Genomic DNA, 22,360 nt, shown 5'->3' with positions numbered 1-22,360 from the left:
TTTACCTAATCTTCTTTAAAATTTAAGAACTTGAGGAAATGTTGCATGTTGATTTAAAATATCATATGATTCGGGTCTAAAAATTGTTTCGGTAAAATTCTCGGCTCCAGGTATCCGTCTGATGGTGACTTTTTGACTCGCCTCAAGTTCGCGAAAAATATCATCGGGAAGTTGCATAATTACAACAGATGGTTTCTCGCCAAGCACGTCGGCGTGGCGACGACCAAATTCATAAGCTAATGTTAGTTTCTCACTAACAGAAGGACCACCTTCCCCCGTTAATTCAACTGTGAAAAACGAACCAGGTTTATTAACCCTTCCACCTAGTGAGGCATTTTCGGCATTAGCTTTATTAAATCCTTGAGTAACGATCTTATCAATATTTTCTTGTGAAGAACCATGAGCAAAGTCTCTGTAACCGTTTGCATTATGAACCAGCACCCCCAACTCAGAAACAAAGTAAGTCGGAATTCCCTCAACCTTAAAATTATAAACCGGAAACTTACCTTCCCGCTTCTCAACTTTATCGACATCAACAACCCGACCATCCCCAGTCTGCAACAACGACCCAACAACTAAATCCTTCGCCTCAACCCATCCCTTATCCGATACCCAGAAAGGATGCTCCCCAGTAGTAGAAATCACCTCCCCATCCACATACAAATCGTACAGCGCATCAGTTTCCCTGATAAACGTATCCAAAACCTGCTTTGCCTCAATCCCCCCCGGAGTAGTAGGATCATCAGCAATCACCCAATCCCCAACCTGAATATCCTCAATACTCTTAATCCCATCAACCGTCAGAATCTCCGTACCAGCAACAAAACAATTCCCCGCTTTTGTTACTGTCCTTTGAGTAGATTGCAAGACATTATCAACACCCTCAGCACCGCCCTTAATTGCCTTATTAGCAGCCATAAAAGTCTTGATACCACCCAGCGCCGCCCCAGCAAAAGGCACATAAGCCAACAAATTCCAAGCATCCTCAACCTCAAACTTACCATTATCTTGATAACTCTGATAAAGATTAGAAGTAGCCTTACCAGCCCCATAACCATCCAATCCCGTATTCACAGCAGCAACCCACTTCAAAGGCCCACTTGCAGTAGTAGCCCAAGTAGCTGCCTTCATTCCTGTTATAAAAGAAACCCCAATGCCAGTCACATTCCCAGCATTGTAGAGCATCGCATGATTCGGCTCTACCTTATTGCCAGTAGTGTATTCATAAACATCAGTTAAAAAACCACCCGACACACCGCTAGCAAAACCAGCACCCCATTCTCCAAACATTCCTAAAACTTCTTCACCACTTGCACCCGTAGCAGCAGCCCCACCAATATATCCCAGACCGAAACCAACCCCACCAATCGCAGCTAGCGCAGAAACCCCACTCAGCGTAGCCATCACATCACCCATTGTGAAATAGCCGCTGGGGTCAGTATTGCTAACCGGATTAGCATGAGCGTATTGATAATCGTGCTGACTCATCGGGTCATCTAAATACCCAGGAAAAGCATCCTTAGAAATAAACCTTCCCAAACTAGGGTCATAATACCTTGCACGTAAATAATCCAATCCAGTAGCGCTATCCCGCTGTTCCCCAGCAAACTGAAAAGAATTACCAAAAGTCCCCGTTTGGTTTAACAATCCTCCAAACGCATCGTAAGTATAGCGGTCAGTTACCAAACCAACATTATCCGTAATCGCCCTCGTAGAACCCAATCCATCAGTATGAACAAACCCTTCCCGACCATCATAACGCGACCTGACCAATCCCACACCCTGAGTATAATCAGCCTTAACCGCTCCATTAGCGTCGTACTCCATCAACACTTCAGGTAAACCCCAAATCGGAGCAGTCAAATAATTCGTTTTCACACCATTATTAATAGCTGCGACGCGGCTGCCAAAAGCATCGTAAACAAACTGCGACCCTGACGTACCGTTATTCACCCCAACCAAGCGATTCTCACCATCATTAATCCAATCATAAGAAACAGTCTCAGTACCCGACGACCGAGTTTTGAGAGAACCATTATTATCGTAAGTAAAGTTTGTCAGCTTGCTACCTTCCGTTGTCCGATTGAGGCGATTGTTGTTATCGTAAGTATAGGTAGTTGACCCTGACAAAGTATCGGTTTTAGTTAAGCGATTCCCCACCAAGTCATAGCCATAGCCCGTAGTCCGATTTCCCACAGCAGCATCAACAATCTTTTCCTCCGTCAATCGATTGAGTGCATCGTAGCTGTAATCGACAGTGCGACCGTTATATTCTTCAACTTTCTTGCGATTGCCAGCAGCATCAAGAGTGTAGTTAAAACCAGAGAAAGGAGTACCCGTGACATTTTTAGCAGTTAACTCAGTTAATCGGTCGCGCGTATCGTATTTGCGCGTTTCTACCGAACTGTCAGCAAATTTAGTTTGAATTAAATTGCCAACTTTATCGTAATCGTAATCAGCTAAAGTGCGATTTCCCTCCTTGACCGTATCCAAACGATTCAGCTTGTCGTAACCGTAAGAAGTCGTTCCCGCTTGAGTCGTCAGAGAGGTAATATTGTTTAACAGGTCGTAGCCGTAACCGACAGTTTTCAAATCTGGCGTAGTAGTTGTTTTTAACCGGTCGCGAGTATCGTAAGCGTATTGCGTTACGCCGCGTCCGTCTGTCACAGTCCGCAATTGCGATGTAACGGGGTCGTAGGTATAGGAAACGGGCGAGATTCTGGGGTCTGTGAATGTTTTTTGATTTAAACGTCCGAGGGTGTCGTAGGTATAGTTAATCGTGGATCCATTAAAATCAGTTTCGCTGACGATTTGCCCTAATTTATCGTAAACTGTTTGATTGCGCTGTCCCATTGGCAGAATGGTTGCTGTGGGGCGGAAAAATGCGTCGTATTCAAACTTGGTGACGTTTTGGTTGGCATCTTTAATCTCGGTTAATCGGGCTAAATTGTCGTAGGTGTATTTGGTTTTGGCTTGATTTGCTTGTTCGATTTCGGTTAACTGACTGAGATTGTCGTAAGCGTATTTGGTTGCGTGTAAATTCTCATCAGTGACGCTGGTTATGCGACCGAACTGGTCGTAACCCATCAATATTTTATCGCCATTTTGGAAAGTTGTTTCTACTTTCTGTCCGTATTCATCGTATTTATAACGAATGCTGCGACCGAGTGCATCGGTAACTCGAACTAAATGGCGACGCTTGTCGTATTCAAATTCGGTGCGTTCGTTTAGGGCGTTAATAACCGCTTTGATTTGGCTGTAAGCATCGTATTCGTAGGTGGTGGTTTGATTGAGTTCGTTGGTTTCGGTTTTCAGCCGTCCCTGTGAGTCGTAGGTCAGCGATAAGCGGGAGTTATCGAAGTAAATTGTTTCTTTAATTCGGGCTTTGTCATCGTAAATATAGCGGGTTGTACGATTTCTGGAGTCGGTGACTGACTCAACTTGTCCGCCTGGGTTGTAGGTGTAGGTGGTGTCATTACCAAGAACATCTTTTGAACGAATTAATTGACCGATGTCGTTGTAGAAATACGCCTCTTGATTGGCATAAATATCTGTTTGAGATTTGATGCGACTGGCTGCTGAATATTCGGTTTTGACTCTCTTGTTGTCATCCCAAGTCGGCGTAGAATCCGGTAGAATTGTTTCTGCTAAACGGCCTAATTCATCGTAAGTATAACGGGTTTCTAATCCAGTAGTCGAGACTTCTGCAATCAGATTATTGGCTTGGTCGTATTTTTTGATGACTTTCGGATTATCGCTGCTGTCATTGGGTGTATTGTCGGGTAAGGTAATTTCATCAATGCGAGTTACAACTGAACCAACAGACGGTGGAGTTGAATTGTTATTTTGTCCCGATGTTTCTGGCAATTCGTAGCGGTAAGAAGTGACATTGCCAAATACATCTGTCATTGATGTAACCCGTCCCAATTTATCGTAAATCATCGATTGATTGTTGCCTTGGGAGGTTCTGCTAGCAATGGTTTTACCTTCGGAGTCGTAGTCATACTCCATCCATTGGGTATAAGTTTGACCGTTGAGGTTAAATGTGGTTGTTGCCTTCTTGATTCTGTTGTTGAGGTCGTAATCAGTTTTAACCTCATTACCTCGGCTATCCACCATGCGATTGATGTTACCAAAACGGTCGTAGTCAAATTCTGTTACTTGACCGTCTGGTGCGGTTTGGAAACGCAGTTGACCTTGTGCGTTGTAGCTGTAGGTTGTTTTTAGTCCATCTGTATCAATGCTTTCGATTAAATTGCCGCGGCTGTCGTATTTAGCATTAGTTTTTAGACCTGTGGGTGAAACAATGGATGTAGCGCGACCGCGATTGTCGTAGGTCATGCGGGTGGTGTTACCCTGTTCGTCTTTTATGGTTAGCAGGTTGTTGTTGCTATCATAGGTATAGAGAGTTGTAACACCATCTGCATCGGTTTCACTTAATAGGTTGTTATCGGAGTCGTAGGTGCGGGTAATAGTGCCTGCTTTGGCATCTATTTCTTGCAGGACGTTACCGTGCGAGTCATAAATATAGGTGGTAGAATACCCGCGTGTATCTTTGACAGTTTGTTTAGAATTGTTGGGGTCGTAGGTCATTTCAACGGCTTTACCGTTGACATCTACCATTTGTTTCAGCCGTCCAGTTACTTGGTCGTATTCTGCTTTTGTTCCAGTCCTTCCCAAGGGGTCGATAACCTCAGTCAAAAAGTGCGGTCTGTCCTCATCTCCATACTTAAAAGTCGTAGTATTATTCTCCCTATCCTTAACAGCAACCAAATCCCCTTTAGCATCGTATTCGTACTTAACCTTCTTCCCATCCGGGTCAACAACACCGACAATCCTCCCAGCAACATCCCTCTCAAAAGTCACCGACTTACCCGTACTGCTAGCAATCCCCGCATCGCTAAAAGTCAACTTATTCCCATTCGCATCAGTAGCAGTCAGCAAATCCCCAGATGCCGCATCAATCTCGTAAACCAATCCTTCCTTCGTCGTCAACACATAAACCCCACCAAACGCCGGATTTTCGGGATTGAAGGGCTGCCCGTTCACCCCGTAATACTCGCCGTACTCATTCCGTATCAAATTCGCATCCTTAACCGTCAGAGTCACCGTCGAACCCTTCTGAGACTCAAAAGCAGGCTTGTACATCGCAGCCCCCGGCCCAGCAGCCCCTAAATACTGATTCAGATGACTCGGAGTCGGCTTAAAAGTAAAGGTTTCCCGCTTACCTCCGGGTAGGGTGATGAATACCTTAGTCTTGCTATCAAATGCTACGGTATTGATGCCCAACTCCTCATAAGTCGGGTCAGCCTTCAAAGAAGTCTTCAAATCAGTATCCCGGAACTCCATCCGCCAGCCGTAGCCGAAATCATCGCTATTATTCGCATTCAAAGAATCGTAAGTCCGAGTCACGTTAATCGGAATACCCGCCACCGGAACCGTTAAATCGGTAAAGGATAAGCGGAAATTCCCCAACTTCAAATCACCAGCAACATTCACCGTTCTTTCAGTAGTCGAACCGTTGCCGTTAGCGTCGAATGCAGTGAACTTGAGAACGTAAGCGCCGTTAGCCAAAACAGTCGGGTCAAATGTCGCAACCGTTCCGTTGCTGACAGCAGCAGTTCCCCGATAAACCTCCTTAAACCCTCCGCCATCGCCCGGAATTTGCCCGCCACCAACCGGGGCTACTTCCAATGTATAGTAAGCTAAATTGCTGTCACTAATCGTGCCGGTGATGTTGAAGGGCGCGGTGATTTCTGCATCATCTTCCAGGGCGATATTTATAACAGGCGCGTTGACATCGGTGGGGTCAATTGCTGCTACTGTTTGAGTCGCAGTTCCGGCATTTCCAGCACTATCTTTAGCTGTTGCAATTGCCGTGAAATTGCCTAAATTATTTACCTTGACAGATGCTTGACCTTGTGCATCCAAAACTACAGGAGTGCCGTTGATAGTCAAACCCAAAGATTCAACTTTCACGTTATCGACAGCATTGACGGTAAACGTGACCGAATCTCCGAGATTAGCTGTATTTTTGCTGGCAACAATATTGACTTTAGGTGCGGAAGTATCCGCGACAACACTTAAATTGTAAGAAACAGAAACAGTCTTGCCAAAAGTATCGGTGATAGCAACTTGCACCGGCCCCGTCGTACCGACATCAGTTGCTTGAGGCATCCAACTAATGCGGCCGAATTCATCAACAGTCATTCCAGACGGCGACTGTATCAGAGAATAAGCAAGCAAATCCCCCTCAGCATCAGTCGCCCTTAAATCGTAACGATAGGTAGAACCAACAACCGCCGACTGAACAACAGGAACAGCAGGAACAATCGGTGTAGAATTTGCCCTTGCAGTTAATGTAAAACCTTGCGCCGCCCCCAAACCTCCAGCATCCGCAGCGCCTACAACTATTTGATGGTTTCCAGCAGTCGGGTTATCCCAAGTCAGCAATCCAGTTGCGGCATTAATTGCCATCCCCATCGGGGCTTTTAATAACTGATAAGTTAAACTGCCACTTTCCGGGTCAGTTGCTTGTACCGGATAGCTGTACTGAGAACCCAAAGATGCTGCAAATACAGGAGTTGAAACTACTGTTGGAGGCAGGTTGATTGCAGCAGTTCCCACAGACACCGCAAACTTCTGATTCCCTACCCCACCTTGGGTGTCAGTTGCTAAAACTTCAACAGTATGAGAACCTACAAAATTAGCACCCGGAGTCCATTCAATTAAACCAGTTCTGGCATCAATCTTCATGCCATCCGGTTTGGTTCCCAAACTGTAGCGCAGGGTATCGTTTTCTGGGTCAGTTCCAAATACTTGATATTTGTATGTTCCGTTGACTCCAGCAATCGTGACTGGAATGGATACAATCGCAGGCGGCGTATTAATTCCCGTTACTTTTAAGCTGAATTCTTGACCTGTATAGGAACCCAAACTATCAGTTACCCGGACGGCGACTGTATGTTCTCCTATTTGTTCGCTGGTTGGTTGCCAACTCAAACCCCCTGTTTTTGTGTCGATTACCATACCATTGGGCGCACTGTCAAGACTCCAGAGCAAGTAATCTCCATCGGGGTCGGTTCCTGTTAGCTGGTAGCGGTAAACTTTTTCTAAGTTGGTAACGGTATCCGGTACTGAAGTAATGCTGGGAAGTCGGTTGGCGGTGGAATTCGATACGTTGACAGTCCATGATTGGGTGTCGGTTCCACCTTGTCCGTCGCTAACCGAAACAGACACTGTTTGCGGGCCTGTTTGGGCAGCAGTCGGAGTCCAAGCTACCAAACCTTCTGAGTCAACGGTCATCCCAGCGGGTTTGGAAACTAATGTAAAGCTGATGGGGTTGCCGTCGGGGTCAGTTACAGCGAGTTTGTAGAAATAACCGCTGCCGGTGCGGGCTGAAGTGCGGGGGTCAGAAGTAATGTCCGGCGGGCGGTTGGGAATCGCCTCAATTACCCGCAGCGGCACTTCTAGCTTGGATTCGCCACCCTTTCCATCCGTGGCTTTAACTGTGAAAGAATTCGTTCCCAATTGTCCGGCTGTCGGCGTCCAAGTTACCAATCCGGTAGTTGGGTTGACTGTGATACCAGCAGGCGCGTTCGGTAACAGCGCGTAGGTAATAATGTCGCCGTCGGCATCCGCGGCTACTGCGCGATACTCGAATCGCTTACCGATTTGAGGTTGCAAGTCCGACGGCGGTATGGAGGCAAACAGCGGGGGATTGTTGGGCGGTATCAATTCTACTTCGACGTACTGCAAAGCTTGACCGCCTTTGCCGTCAGTGGCGCGCAAAACGACATTGAATTTCACCGTAGAGGGTGCCGCTTCCGGGCGACCGAAAGCAATCAAGCGATCGCGCGTCGCCCGCAGTTCTTTATAATATTCTTCGACCTGCGCTGCTGTCGGAGTCCAAACTACAGTGCCGTTTTTCGGGTCAACGCTCATTCCTGGAGGGTTGAGAACTAAGCTGTAAGTCACTTCGTCGGCATCGGGGTCGGAGGCCAAAGCCCTGTAAACTAGGGGTTCCCCGGCTTTGAGCCCGAAGGGAGGCGCTACTGTCAGGAAGGTGGGGTCGGAATTCACAGGTTCTTGCGAATCTTTGTGGACGCCGAATAAATGAGTGAATGTTTGTCCCGCAGCCGTGACTGTATCTGTAAAAACTGAGGAACTGGGTGCAGTTTGTATGTAGTCGCTTGGCGCTACAGCCCGCACTTTGTAGGTACCGGGCACTAAGTTGTCAAAGGTAAACTGATAGTTTGTTTGACCCAAAATTGACTCGGAATCGTCCTTTTTGGTCAATTGCTTCGGTTCGTCTGGATCTAGCACTCCGTTGTTGTTAAGATCCAGATAGACTGGCACGTTTTCCATTAAGGGCTCGATGGTGTAGCGGGGGTCGAAACCGCCGAAAACGCTGCTTAACTGGTCTATATCGCTCAGTATTACTGCTTCTGGGTCGAGTTTTTTGATGGTATCCAGGGTTGAATATTGGCCGATACCGAAGGCTGTCAAGCCGATGCCTTTGGTTGTGAGGTCTGCCCTTACGGTCGCGGAGACTGTGGCATCGAGGGCGCCGTAGCCGTCGGACATGAAGATAATATTTTTGTCTCCCGGCATATAGGGGACTAATTGGTCGATAGCTTCTACGGCACGAGTAAAATCGTTGTGACCGTTGGGAATGGTGTAAGTGTCACTTGCCAGGATTTCCCGGATATCGGGGATGCCGTTGTTGTTTTTATCTGCCAGGGGCGTCGTGTAGGGCTGAACCCCAGGCGTTGCGGGGTCCATATCTTGAATTTGGGCGGTGTATTGATGGGGAATCAAGCCGATATTGACTCTATCGCCCAAACCTTGAGCTATTAATGTATCGATAAGAGTCAGGGTAGCGGCGACTTGAGCTTTGAGAACGTCATCAACCCCAGCAGGGCCGGCAAACGGGGCTGCGGTACTGCCAGAAACATCGATCGCCACTATAATAGCTGGATTGTTGCCCTTAACTAATTTAGAATCGCGGAAGCCGTTGCCGTTTAAGTCGTCAAATACGGCCCCTTGAATTTTACCCAAAGCGCCGTAAGCATCCACGGTAAACTTTTGCAAGCCCTTGCCGCCGCGCGGGTCTGCCACCTCCACGGTAAAGTCAGCTTTGCTCCCGGCCGCAATATTTTCCGGGAACCACAGCAACTCTCCGCTATCGCCGTTAATCAATGCTCCCAGCGGGCCGTCCACCAAGCGGTATTTGAGTCGGTCGCCGTCCGGGTCAACCGCAGCTAACTGATAGCGGTAAATTTTATCGTCCAGTCCGAAGCGGACTACGGGGTCGCTGACGATAACCGGATTGCTGTTGGTCGGGTCGGGCCACACCCGGATGCTGTATTCTTGCAAGTCTTTGCCGCCCTGACCGTCTGACGCTTCCAACTTCACGGGATACAAACCGGACGAACCAAGAGAATTGCTGCCCGTTTCTCCCGTCCCCGGAGTCACGATATCGGCTGCCGTTTTCTCGTAGCGCAGAGCCCGGAATTGGTAATTGACCGGAGCGCTCGAAGTCCCGCCCTCTATTAACAGAGCGTACTCTCCAGTAGCCGGCAGTTCCACTGGCAAATCGCTGCCGAGCCAATTATAAGTAACCTGCTTGTTGTCAGGACCGATTAGCTTCCAGTAATTTGAATAATTACCGACAATAGAATCGAAGAACAAGCGATCGCCCTTATTGCCCTCAAACTTGTAGAATTTGCTTTGCTGCCCGGATGCTAAAGTACCGGTCACCGGCAAGTTGAACGGCATGAAGCTGGCTCCTGACAGTTCTAGGAGTTGGAACGAGTAGTTTTGGTTGGTTGCTTGCTGGCCTTCGATTACCAGTTGGTACAAACCGTTCTGAGTCAGAGTAAGCGGTTCGACATCGGTGTACTGGAAGTTGGGTTTAGTAAATACTGCTTTCCCGGTCGGGTCGTATAAAGTTGCAGAAACATTAGTTCCCACCATGCCGTTGAAAGCTACCCGCAGGCCTTCCACGCCGTCAAAAGTGTAAACTTTAGCTTCAGCCCCCGAAAGCGTTCCAGATACAGGACTGCCTATTTCTAAGTAGTTAGTTATCGGGCTTCTGAGGCTGTTGGGTAACTCAGCAACGCGCAACTGATAGCTGCCAGTTGAAGAGGTGTAATAGCCGTATATTTGTAGAGTGTATTCTCCTGTTTGCGGCAATACTTTTGGCAGGGTATTTAGGCTAGTATCTTCGTTATCGAATACTCTGCTGCCGTCAGGGGCTATCAGCCTTGCTCTGATTTGCCAGTTATTATTGTTGATGCTGTCCAAGAAAATTTGAGTGCCAGCCGACGCGGTGAATGTGTGATTTGTAACGCCCCCGGCCGTCAGCGTACCGCTAATTATAGAATTGAGTCCGGCGCTAGTTTGTGGTGCTGGCGTGTTATCAGTCGCGCTAAAATTATAGCTGACGGGTGAAGAGTTGTTTCCGGTAATAGCTAGGGTGTACAAACCTGCTGTCGGCAGCGCCACCTTAAAGTCTGGTGAGTTCCAAGGCGGAGAAACTATTGCTTTGTTATCGGGTCCGTAGAGCACCCAATTTCCACCGTTGCTCCACGCAGCAGCGCTTAAATCGAAGTTTAATACTTGACCCTGACGGCCGGTAATTTTATACAAGTCAACTTCTCCTATTTCAGCAGTGCCGATATTGGGCGCGGTCAAATTTAGAGGAGAAGAGTCGGCTAAATCGCTCAATTTAAAACTGTAATTGCCCGTGTTATTGTTGGTGGCATCAACTACCAGGCGATAAGTTCCGCTGGCATTCAAAGTTGGCGGCTGCCAGTCAGCGCTCGTATTAACACTCGAATAGCCCGACGTGCCAACAACTGCGTTGCCAAAAGGATCGTAGAGTTGCGCCGACAAATTGCTGTTCCCAGTTAAACCGTCAAAAAACAGCTTTTGTCCGACCTTACCATCAAAAGTATAGGTATCTTTTTCGCCTGCTTTGTCGATGCTTTGACTGACAGTTTGACCGAGAGTTAAAGGCACTGTTGTTAACTCGGGCCTTACCACTTTAAACTCGTAATTGTTATTAGGTCTGTCCTGACCTGATAAAACTAACGAGTATTCGCCAGTAACGGACAAAGGTTGTTCGGGATCGTTCGTCAAGCCTCCAGAGGTCAGGCGCTTGCCGTATGGGTCGTAAAGGTAGTAGTAATTGTACGGATCTCCGGCAGTCATATCGAAGTAGAAAGAGCTGCCTGCTGCACCTTGAAATTTGTAGGTTTTAGCTTCGCGCTTGCTGGTGCCGAAGTTGCCAGAAATCGGAGCATCTAAAGTCAAAGTTTCGCCTTCTGCCAAATCGAGCAATCGGAAACTGTAAGTATTTCCCGCACTGTCAGCAGAACCATCTACAATTAGCTTGTAATTGCCTTCTTTGGTAAGGATTACAGGTTCTCGATCGTATGAGGCATATTGACCGTTATACCACTCGCCAAAAACCGTTACTCCATCCGGGTCTACCAATTTTACTGTCAGAAAAGTTGATGAATTTTCCAAGCTGTCAAACCACAGCTTTTGACCTATAGTTCCTCGAAAAGCATAGATATCCTGTTCCCCAGCTTCGCCAATCGTACCGCTAACTGTATCGCCCACAGTGTAAGGTGTCGTAACGATATCCGGCGTTACTATCCGCAGGTTGTAGTTGTTGTTGGTAGCGTTTTTGCCCGACAAAATTAGAGTGTATTCGCCCGAAAAAGGCAGCGCTGTTTTCTCATTGTCAGAACTCAAACCCGCGTAATCAAAAATCTGCTTTCCGTAGGGGTCGTAGAGAAAATAATTGTTAGCAGCATCGCCAACCGTAGAATCAAAATAAAGAGGCTGACCTTGAGTGCCGTTAAAGCGATAGGCAATCGCTTCCCGCTTGAAAGTGCCGAAGTTCCCCGCAATCGGAGTATCTAAAGAAGTAACAGTTGCCGCTGCCGAGTCGAGGAAGCGGAATTGGTAAGCACCCGTATAATCGTAGGAACCGTCTACTTTTAAGGTGTAAGTTCCAGCCTCAGTTAAAGTCAATAAATCTGAGGAATTTCTATCGTCGCCAAGATTGTGACCGTTCAACAGAAGTTTGCCTGTTGGCGAATACAAGTAAGCGGTAATGTTGCTGCTGGGGAACAAGCTATCCAACCACAACTGTTGACCGGGAGTTCCAGTAAAAGTGTAGGTATCTTGTTCTCCTGGTTCGCCAATCGCACCCATTATTGTATTTCCAATTGTGTGAGGTTGGGTGACGAGATCGGGCGTTACCATCCGCAAATTATAATTGTTATTAGTTTGACCCGTCCCGTTAAAAACAAGAGTGTACTCGCCAGAACTAGGCAGCTTTGTCGGTTCAACGCCGTAATCGTAGGAGTAAGGATAGGGAGGGTCATAAGACAAGTCCTGATAGAAAAAGCGCTGCCCGTCGGGACTGTAGACGGAGTAGTTAGACCCGCCTCCCTCAATGCGATCGAAATAGACATATTGACCCCCAGTACCCGTGAATTTATACACGACCGCATCGCGCTTGCTCGTGCCAAAATTGCCGGTAGTATTTGTATCTAAAAAGGTGGTTTGTGCGGCAGCAGCCAAATCGAGAAGGCGGAAGCTGTAGCTGCCGGTAGCGTCACCAGAACCATCTACTACAAAGCGGTAATTACCCGTTTCTTTAAGGGTAGTAAGAGCAGCGGGTTCGAGATCGCTTCCCAAATTTTGACTGTTCCAGATTATAGCGTTGGTGGGGCTGTACAAAGTGCCATTAATATTACCCGCAGCCAGGAGGCTGTCGAACCACAAACGCTGACCTTCCGTACCCGCAAAAGTATAAGTATTTTGCTGGCCGGCTTTGCTAATTTCCCCATTCACGGTATTGCCGATTGTCAAGGAAAATGCACCATCTGTTGGTGTGACGAGCCGCACGCCGTAATTGTTATTAGTTTGGTTGTCACCATCAAAAGCGAGCACGTACTCGCCGGAGCTTGGCAGTTTTTGTTCGTAATCAGAGACACCGTATTGATAGAAAAGCTGCTGGCCGTTGGGACTGTAGAGCCTGTAGTAGTTGTAAAAATCCCCATCAAGGCGATCGAAATAGAGGGTCTGGTTTTCTGAGCCTTGAAACTTGTACAAAACAGTTTCTCGCTTGCTCGTACCGAAATTGCCGGATACAGTTGTATTATCCAAGCTGGTTAAAGTTGTTGCGCCCGTATCCGTATTGTCGAGCAGTCGGAAGTTGGCTGTAGTTTGCGATGTATTATTTGATTGCAGCACCAAATAGTATTCGCCGTCAGCTTCTAAAGTCTGCAATTCAATATCGTTTGATAAATCTCCGGTATAAGCAACTTGCAGCCCGCTCGAATTCAACAACTTTGCCGTAACGTTGGTACCGCTAGTATTTAAACCGTCCAACCAAACTTTTTGACCGACTGTCCCCGTGAATTTGTATGCTTTCGTTTCCCGAGGATTTAAGGATACATTGATGGGGGCATTTAAGGCGAGCGTTGGCGATGCTTTGAGGTCAACCAATTGGAAGCTGTAATTGCCCGTGGTAGTGGCAGGGTAACCGTAAACTTCCAGCTTGTAGGGGCCTGTTTGCGTTAGTTGATAGGCGCCGCCGTCGCTCTGGCTGTCAAGATTGTTAAAGACAAAATCATTAGTGCTGTTTGGCTTTAAAAGTCTCACCCACCGCCCTGGAGCGTTGCTTTGACCGTCAAAATAAATTAGCGTCCCGGCCTTGGCTGTGAAGGAGTTTTCATCCACTTCACCCGGTGCTGACAGCGTACCGCCGTAGGGCATCCCCAACCCGCTGTTGGTTGTAGCTGGCGGTAGGGTACTGTTGGCTTGGATGTTGCTGTAGCTGACCGAATTTGCCGAAGGATTCCGCAGCGCCAGGATGTAAGTGCCGTCAGCGGGCAGGGTGGAGGTGAAGCCAGTGTTAAGGTTGGCCGAGCCGACCCTGTTGTTTTCGTAGTAGTAGCTTTCAGGGTTCAGCAGGTTTTGAGGAGCGTACAGCACCCACTCTGCACCGGAACTCGCGCTAGAGCCAGCGAACGTCAATTGCTGTCCTGCCGTGCCGTTTATTTTATACAGGACGGTTTCTTTTGCAGCCAGAGATCCGCTTAGCGGGGTTCCCAACGGCAGTAGCGGCGCTGCGTCAGAGAGAATGAAGCTGTAATCTCCAGTTTTACCGTAAAGGCCGTCAACTGTCACCTTGTAAGTGCCCGCTTCGGTGAGGGTGAAGGGCGGGCGGTCTGTACCCGTGTTGCCATTCAAAACCTCTTTACCGCTGGGACTGTAAATTTTAACGGTGATATCGCTGTTGCCGATGCGGGGGTCGAAGTACAGCGTTTGACCGACATTACCCGTAAAGGTGTAGGCATCTTGTTCTCCCAGCTTGCTGATGCTGCTGGTAACGGGGGCAGAAAGCGTCATCGGGGCGGGGGGTGAAGTCGTGGTAATTAGCTGAATTTGGTAGTTGACGGGCGTGCTGTTTTCTCCCCTCAGCATCAGGTAGTAAGTTCCGTCTCCCTCCAGGGGGTATTCAAAATCGGTGGAAAGATTTACGTTGTTAACAAGTACGCCATTGTTGGAGTTGTAGAGGCTCCAGGCGGCAGTGCCTGAGTTTTCTTGACTGTCGAAGTAAACGCGATCGCCTTTGGCTCCTGTAAATTGATAGAACTGTATCGCTCTCCCAGGATTTAGCGTGCCGGAGGTCGGGCTGGTGGCGTCTTTTTGCAAGACTGGCACGTTGCTGGCATCTACCAGGCGGAAGCTGTAAGGGTCAGTTGTTTGGTTGTCACCATCCACAGTCAGCGAGTAGGTCCCGTTCTCCGGCAAAATGACAGGACTCCGCCAATAAGAGTCTGACTCCATCGGCGAGTTGTTGATGACTTTGGTGCCGCTGGGGCTAACTAATGTGGCTCGGTTATTGGGCGTCTCCATCAGCGTATCGAGGAACACCCGCTGTCCTTTGGTGCCAGTAAAGGTGTAAACGTCCTGCTCGCCTTTTTCGCCGATGGAACTCGAAACAGGGACATTAAATGCCAGCGTCCCGGCTTGCACGTCGGGAGTAATTACTTTGAACGAGTAGTTGACCGGGGTGTTGTTGTTGTAGCCCCTGATTGCCAGCGTGTAAGTGCCGGAGTTCGGCAGTACCACTTCCATGTCGGTATTCTGGGAAGCGTCACCGCCGGGAACCACGTTATTCCCAGAATCGTAAAGAGTCCAGTTTGTATTTACAGTTCCCCCCGGCGTATCGAAAAAGAGGCGCTGGCTTTTCGAGCCTGTAAACTGATATAAATGCGTTTCCTGCCCTGGGTTGAGGGTGCCGCTGATGTCGGTATCCAAGTTCAGGAGTGCTGCCAGTCCCAAGTCGAGAACGCTAAAGCTGTAAGTACCCGTGTTTTCTTCAGTCCCGTCAATTTCTATGCGGTAAGTGCCGCTTTCTTTTAAAGTAATCGGATTTCCGTCATAGTTGTATTCGAGATTGTAAATCGGCAGAGCGGCACCGCTGGGACCGATCAGTTTTGCTGTGTGCGGCCAGTAGCCGTTCGGGATATCTTGCTTGTAGAACAGCCGATCGAAGTAAATGCGCTGTCCGACTTCTCCGGTAAAGGTGTAGTAATCTGTTTCGCCTTTTTCCTTGAGTTCCCCGTAAACGCTGTTGGGCTCCGCGTTGCTGCCGGGGACGATGGGTACTGTGATGTCGTCGGGCGTGACAATCTCGAACGAGTAATCGACGGTGCTGGTAAAGCTGGAGTTGCCCCTGATGGCGAGCACGTACTCGCCGTCCTTCGGCAAGTACAGTTCCATATCTGCTTCCGAGCCGCGATACTTGGCTTCTTTGCTGTCGGCCGAGTAGAGTATCCAGTTGAAGCCGCCGCTGTTGGTTTTGTTGTCGAAGAACAGCTTTTGACCTTTGCTGCCGGTGAAGCGGAATAAGTCGTCTTCCGAACCGGGGCTGAGAGTGCCTTTGATGGTTGTATCGAAGGGAACGGCGGGTACTAAGCCGAGGTCGATAACGCTGAAGCCGTAGCTGCCGGTGGCGTCGCCGTTGGTTGACGTTACGATGCGGTAATTGCCGGTTTCTGTCAGGTTGAGGATTTTGTTGCTGTCTAAGTTCGTTGATACAGTCTCGCCGCTGGGACTTTGGATGTCGAATTTCCAATTCCCAGCAGCACCGCTGTATTGCAGCGGGTCTATGTAAATGCGCTGTCCGGCCGTGCCGCTGAAGGTGAATTCGTCTCTTTCCCCTGGCAAGCTGATTTTACCCAGTACCGTATCTCCCAGCACGAGAACGGCCGGCGGCGTCCATTCCACCAGTCCCGTATTGGGGTTAACTTTCATGCCTTCAGGGCCGAGAATCAGTTTGTAGCCGATTGTATCGCTGTCGGGGTCGGTGGCGTCACTGTCGTAGCGGTAGGGTGTATTTATCCAAGCATCCACCACGGGTGTCGAAGTGAAAATCGGCGGCCTGTTCGGCGGTTGGCTGAGGGCCGACAGGGTGTAGGTAAGTGTGGTAATTCCCCCGTTCCCATCATCCGCTTGCACCGTCACCGCGTGGTTGCCGATATCTCCCGCCACCGTCGGCCAAGCAATCCTTCCCGTTACGGAATCTATCTCCATTCCGTTCGGTTTTTCTAACAGGGAATAGGTAATTGCATCTCCATCCGGGTCAACAGCAGCAGCGGTATAAACGTAAGGTTTTCCAATTACTACTTCCGTATCTAAAGTTCCCGAAAACTCGGGCGGTCGGTTCAATTCGCTCAAAAATACTAAATCGTAACTGAATAGAACGGACGAGGGATTGTAGAATTTTAACGTGCCTGGAAGCGTCGTTTCTCCCGGTTTTAACAGGCCGTCCCTGGAGAGTGAAGTTGCGTCGTAATAAACAATTCCATCCGGCGTAATTCCCGAGGCATCCAACAGCCTGACTGTCGGGTCGCTAATGTTAGTTACTCCCACCAACAACCTGTCGCGCAGCGGGTATTGTCCGATATTTTTTAATGCTAAATCGGCGTGCAGAACTTTGGTTGTAGAGTTGAACGATGTCTGCCCGTACTCGGTTTCCACGCCCCCGGAAACATCCCTCAAAGCAGCGAAGTCAATCGGGGTGTTATCGGGGATTGTTCCGGAGGGTGTTGTCGGTGTTGGTGGCGGTGCTGCACCGGCTTGAACGTTAATCGAGGCGATGCCGACTTTGGTTGCCGCGTCGCCGTCGTTGTTGACCAATCGCACTTGCAGAGTAGCGGCGGTTCCGGGCGCGATTTGCGACAAGTCTATGCTGATTTTGCCACCGTTAAAAGTGACGCCCGGTGCTAGTTGGGGCGGCAGACCTTCAGTAATGTTAAAGGAGGCGTTTTTGCCGCTGGCAATGGTGCCGATTAAGGATTTCCCAGTCCCATCCACTAACGATATTTCAAAGGCGTCGTTAATCGATTTTGGGTTGGTATCAGAGGTATCGAAATTGAGTCCGACAATGCCAATATCGAGGGTTGAAGGAGATGCTGGGATTGTTAAGGTTTGCGAGTAAGTGTTGGCAAATGTCGTTCCTTCTACCAACCAAATTGTATCGGGGTTCGGTTCAGTTGGCTCTACCAAACTGTTGGCGTATTCTATCAGTTGCTGTCCTAAAGCTGTATTGCGCCATTCTCTGTCAGGGTCGATGACGGAATCCAGCAGCGGTGCGTTTCCTGTTGCCCCAAGCACTGTGAAGATAAGGTCATTGTAGTCGCTGTCAGAGTTAGCGGCCGACATATCTTCCATCGCAAAAGTGTTCCCCGTTCCGGTTGTGTCGGCTAGAGGCAACACGTAAGATGTATCGTTGGGATTGGCATTCGCAATACTGAATAAGGGGCGACTGCCGGAATACACGTTTTCCGAATAAAAGGAATCGAGCGATGACTGTACTGTATCGTCGGGGACTAACATGACGGCAAAGGTGTCGCCTGGGGTCATATTGAAAGTTTTGATACCTTGATATTCGCCGCTGTTCCGCGAACCGTCGAACGGCATCGCACCGGTGAATTTTGCTCCTTCTGTAGCATCGCTGATGACAACGTGTCCCTCGGTGGAATTGCTTAAAACTCTACGCAATGCTTCGGTAATGAATTCTGGAGTTCCTGGTGTAAGCCCGGACATTCCTGCCAGGCTGAAAATTCCGAGTTCGCCTTCAAAGGAACCGCCGTCAAATACATAGTCAAATCTGACTTGTCCTTGGTTATCTACAAGAAAAGTACCGGGGATTGGTGGTAAATTGGCTGTTGTTGTTATTGATAAATTTGTTGGGGGATTTGTATTGCTTTGGAAGTCGCCCGTACGCTGTGTTGAATTGGGTTGACTGTCTGCAATACCGTCCGAAAATTGAGCCGGTTCTTCTGCCTCTAACGGCAACAAACCGCTTGTTATATCTGCTCCTTGGGGCGCAATTTCGGTATCTGAATATGCGGGCTGGGCGGCGGCGGTTTCTGTTTGAGTTGAATTGCTATTATAAGTGTTTGAATTTGGTTCGGGTGGGGATTTAAGAGTTGAGGGTGAAATGCTGGTTTCGACTGAGGCTATCTGTGCCGTACCTGCTGCTGTTTCTGATGGAGTTGAGAAAAGTGCCGGTATAGGAGAATCGGTTTGTACGCTAGAGTTTGAGGGAGAAATTAGCGGGTCGGGTTCGAGAGAATTAACGACAGTTGCCGGGGAGTTTTCAGTCTCTAATTCTGCGGTGAAGGTGACAGCGATGTCCGTATCAATTGTATCCGCAGCGAATTCTGCAAAAGCGAAATCGTCTGTTTTTGATGGCAATTGTTGGCTTTCAACTTCGGCTGTTATTTCAGCAACAGGGAGTTCGCGTTCAACCGTATCATCCGCTTCTGGTGTATAAACAATTGATTCGGTTTTTGTCACCAATTGTTTTGTTTCAAATTCGGCTGTTATTTCAGGGAAGGCGGTGTCATCTTCAATTAAATCGGCAACCTTTTCTGTTTCTGTAGCAATAATCTCAGCGGTTGTTGTGGGAAATTGTTCTGTTTCAAATTCGGCTGCGGTTTCGGTAACATCCCGGTCATTTTCTTGGGTATCAACAGCCTTGGATGCGGGAATAACCTCAGTAATTTGGACCGGCAATTGTGACGCAGCATTAGGAAGATTGTCGTCGGTTTCTCTTGGCAATTCTTCGCCCAAATTATCGGCAATCTCAGATGTTTTTGCAGGAGGCTGTGACGCGATGGGAGTGGGAATTAGCAGAGTTTCAGCGGTTGGTGGAGAAGCAGCATTATTTACAGCATAGTCGGCTGAAGCCGGCAATTGAGGAATGCGATTAGTTGCAGTTGTGTCGGTTTTAATTGATTCAGTATCTGCTGACTGGCTGACAATAAATTCTGCTGATACTGGCAGTTCACTTTCTGAATTTAATTCATTAGGGATAACACTGGGTGTCTCTGGGGGAGAGGCTGTTTGTTCTATTTGTTGCGATTCTTGAGTATCTGATTTGCCAACTGTTGATGTTGCTGTTGGTTGCGCTTCTTCAGTATCGGATTGGCCAACTATTGATGTTTCTGTGGCTGGTGATTCTTGACTATCAGATTTATCAACTGTTGATGTTGCTGTTGGTGGCGATTCTTGAGTATCTGATTTGCCAACTGTTGATGTTGCTGTTGGTGGCGATTCTTGAGTATCTGATTTGCCAACTGTTGATGTTTCTATTTGTTGCGATTCTTGAGTATCTGATTTGCCAACTGTTGATGTTGCTGTTGGTAGTGATTCTTGAGTATCTGATTTGCCAACTGTTGATGTTGCTGTTGGTGGTGATTCTTGAGTATCTGATTTGCCAAATGTTGATGTTGCTGTTGGTTGCGCTTCTTCAGTATCGGATTTGCCAACTGTTGATGTTTCTGTTGGTTGCGATTCTTGAGTATCTGATTTGACAGCAATTGATGTTGCTGTTGGTAGTGATTCTTGAGTATCTGATTTGCCAACTGTTGATGTTTCTGTTGGTAGTGATTCTTGAGTATCTGATTTGCCAACTATTGATGTTTCTATTTGTTGCGATTCTTGAGTATCTGATTTGTCAACTGTTGATGTTTCTGTTGGTTGCGCTTCAGGGCTGTCTGAGTTAGCAACTGTTGATGTTGCTGTTGGCTGAGGTTTTTGTTGGTCGTTATCAGCAGTTATCGATGGTGTTTCTCCCTGGGATTTATCGCCGGAATTAGTAACAGTTGATTCAGCGGTAAATTTCGGTTCTGATTTATCCGATTCACCCTTCAGTTTTTGAACTAACTGGGAGTGAATTGATGCTGATAAGGGGTCAACTAATTGACTGAGGGGAACGATTTTAGATGTAGCGCCCGTGACTCGGAATGTGATATCATCGTAATCGCGATCGCTTCCTTGAATCAGCCCCATGTCTTCCATGACGAAAAGTTTGCCTTCGCCTGTAATATCGGCAATTTGACCGATACTGAAGCCGTCGCTGGGATTGTCTGTAGCTATTGAAAATAGGGGTTTTTTGTCGCCGCCGATTGCGGGGTTGTCGTATACTTGCTGTACGGTGCCGTTGGGGACTAGCATGAAGAAGAATTTGTCCCCAGGCGTCATGGCAAATGTTTTTGTGCCGAGATATTGCCCGGAATTGAGGTTTTCTGAGCTGTTAGGGTCGGTGTAATATGCGGATTCTAAATCGTCATTTATTGCGATGTAGCCCTTTGTCGAGTTGCTTAAAGCTCGACTGGCTGCTTCAAAGATGAAGGCTTCGGAACCGGGAACGAATTTTTCCATTCCGAGTAGGCTGACGATGGCTAGTTGTCCGCTATACCAGCCGCCGTCGGATGTGAATTGTATGCCGATTATTCCTTTTTCATCGACAGTGAATGCGTTTGAGTCAAAGTTGATGTTGGTTGGGGGAGTTGAGGTTCGATCTGGTTCTGGGGTTGAGGTTTTATTTGGTTCTAAATTAGTGGCGGTCTCTAAGTTGTTGGTGGTGGAGATTTCGGTAGGTGAGGTTTTGTTGGATTCTGATTTGTCAGGAGTTGATGCAGTTGCAGGTAATGTTCGATCTAGTTCAGGGTTTTCAGCGGCTGATGCAGTTGCAGGTGATGTTGGATCTGGTTCTGATTTGTCAGGAGTTGATGTAGTTGCAGGTGATGTTTTGTTGGATTCTGATTTATCAGTCGTTAATACAGTTGCAGGTGATGTTTGATCTGGTTCTGATTTGTCAGGAGTTGATGCAGTTGCAGGTAATGTTCGATCTGGTTCAGGGTTTTCAGCGGCTGATGCAGTTGCAGGTGATGTTTTGTTGGATTCTGATTTGTCAGGAGTTGATGTAGTTGCAGGTGATGTTTTGTTGGATTCTGATTTATCAGTCGTTAATACAGTTGCAGGTGATGTTGGATCTGGTTCTGATTTGTCCGACGTTGATGCAGTTGCAGGTGATATTTTGTTTGGTGATGACTCGAAGAAGAGTGTAGTCCCTGATGATAAGGGCGTTTGGTGTTCTTCAGGTTTGGAAGTCGTTTCAGCGGTAGCGGGTAATGGCGTTTTCTCCGAATCTTTTTCGCTTGCGGTAGATGCAGTTGCAACGGGTAATGTTTTGTCCGAATCTTTTTCTGATTTTGTGGAGGCGGTTGGCGATAATTGTGTTTTATTTTCCACCAATTCATCTGAAACCGCGGTTGTAGCTGCTGTGGTTTTATTTAGTTCTGAGTTGCTGATTGAGGAGTTGAGAGGTATGTCAGTCGCAGATTTATTAGAATCATCAGAAACGTTATTTGATGCAATTTGATTCGGGTTTATTAGGGGGTCTCCTAAGTCGGAGTCGAGTTTACCAATTAGGGGATCAACTTCAGAATTTGTTGTATCCCTGAGAGTGCTGTTAGTTATCAGAAGGCTGGTGTTTGCAGAAGATATGCTGTTAAGATCGGAGGGTTTATTAATAATAAAAGCATCAGTTTCTGTTAGACTGAATTCGGATGCGGGTTCGCTTGCTGGTTCTATTAAGTTTAAGTTAAGCTGTTCGGATTCGGATGATTCTGCCGGAGCTTGATATAATAAAGGTTTTGAGGTTTGAATTCCCGGCAGCAGAGGGGGCTTTGTCGGGGCAAGTCCGGGAATTAAGGATTCCTGTTTTTCTATTAAAGGTTCTCCAATCGGGTCTGTTAAAGGCACTCGCTTGCACTCCTGATTTGAGGGTTAAATTATAGTTTTGGTAAGCTTGGATGCGTCACTTATTTTTTTGAGGAGATGCGAGTTGCAATTATGTTACCCGCTTTGGTCGAGACGCCTGTTTGAATGGAGTTATAAGGCGAATCCGTACTCCTTAAGCGACTGTAGCCCGCCTTCGCTATTGTTACTCGCTTTCGCTATTTAT

Annotated in this window: 1 protein-coding gene; it reads right to left on the bottom strand. The window is 47.8% G+C overall.

Translation table 11 applies throughout. The annotated features are described in order from the left end of the window. Positions 1-15 precede the first annotated feature (15 nt). Entirely contained in the window at positions 16-22,158 is a 22,143-nt protein-coding gene (locus tag OSC7112_RS31560; protein WP_015211697.1) for a putative Ig domain-containing protein, read from the bottom strand. Between the last annotated feature and the right edge of the window lie 202 nt (positions 22,159-22,360).

Origin of the sequence: Oscillatoria nigro-viridis PCC 7112 (genome assembly GCF_000317475.1) — a bacterium.
In the GTDB taxonomy this organism is placed as follows: Bacteria; Cyanobacteriota; Cyanobacteriia; order Cyanobacteriales; family Microcoleaceae; genus Microcoleus; species Microcoleus nigroviridis.
Note: the sequence above shows the minus strand (reverse complement) of the source record. Positions and strands in the feature narration are given on the sequence as shown.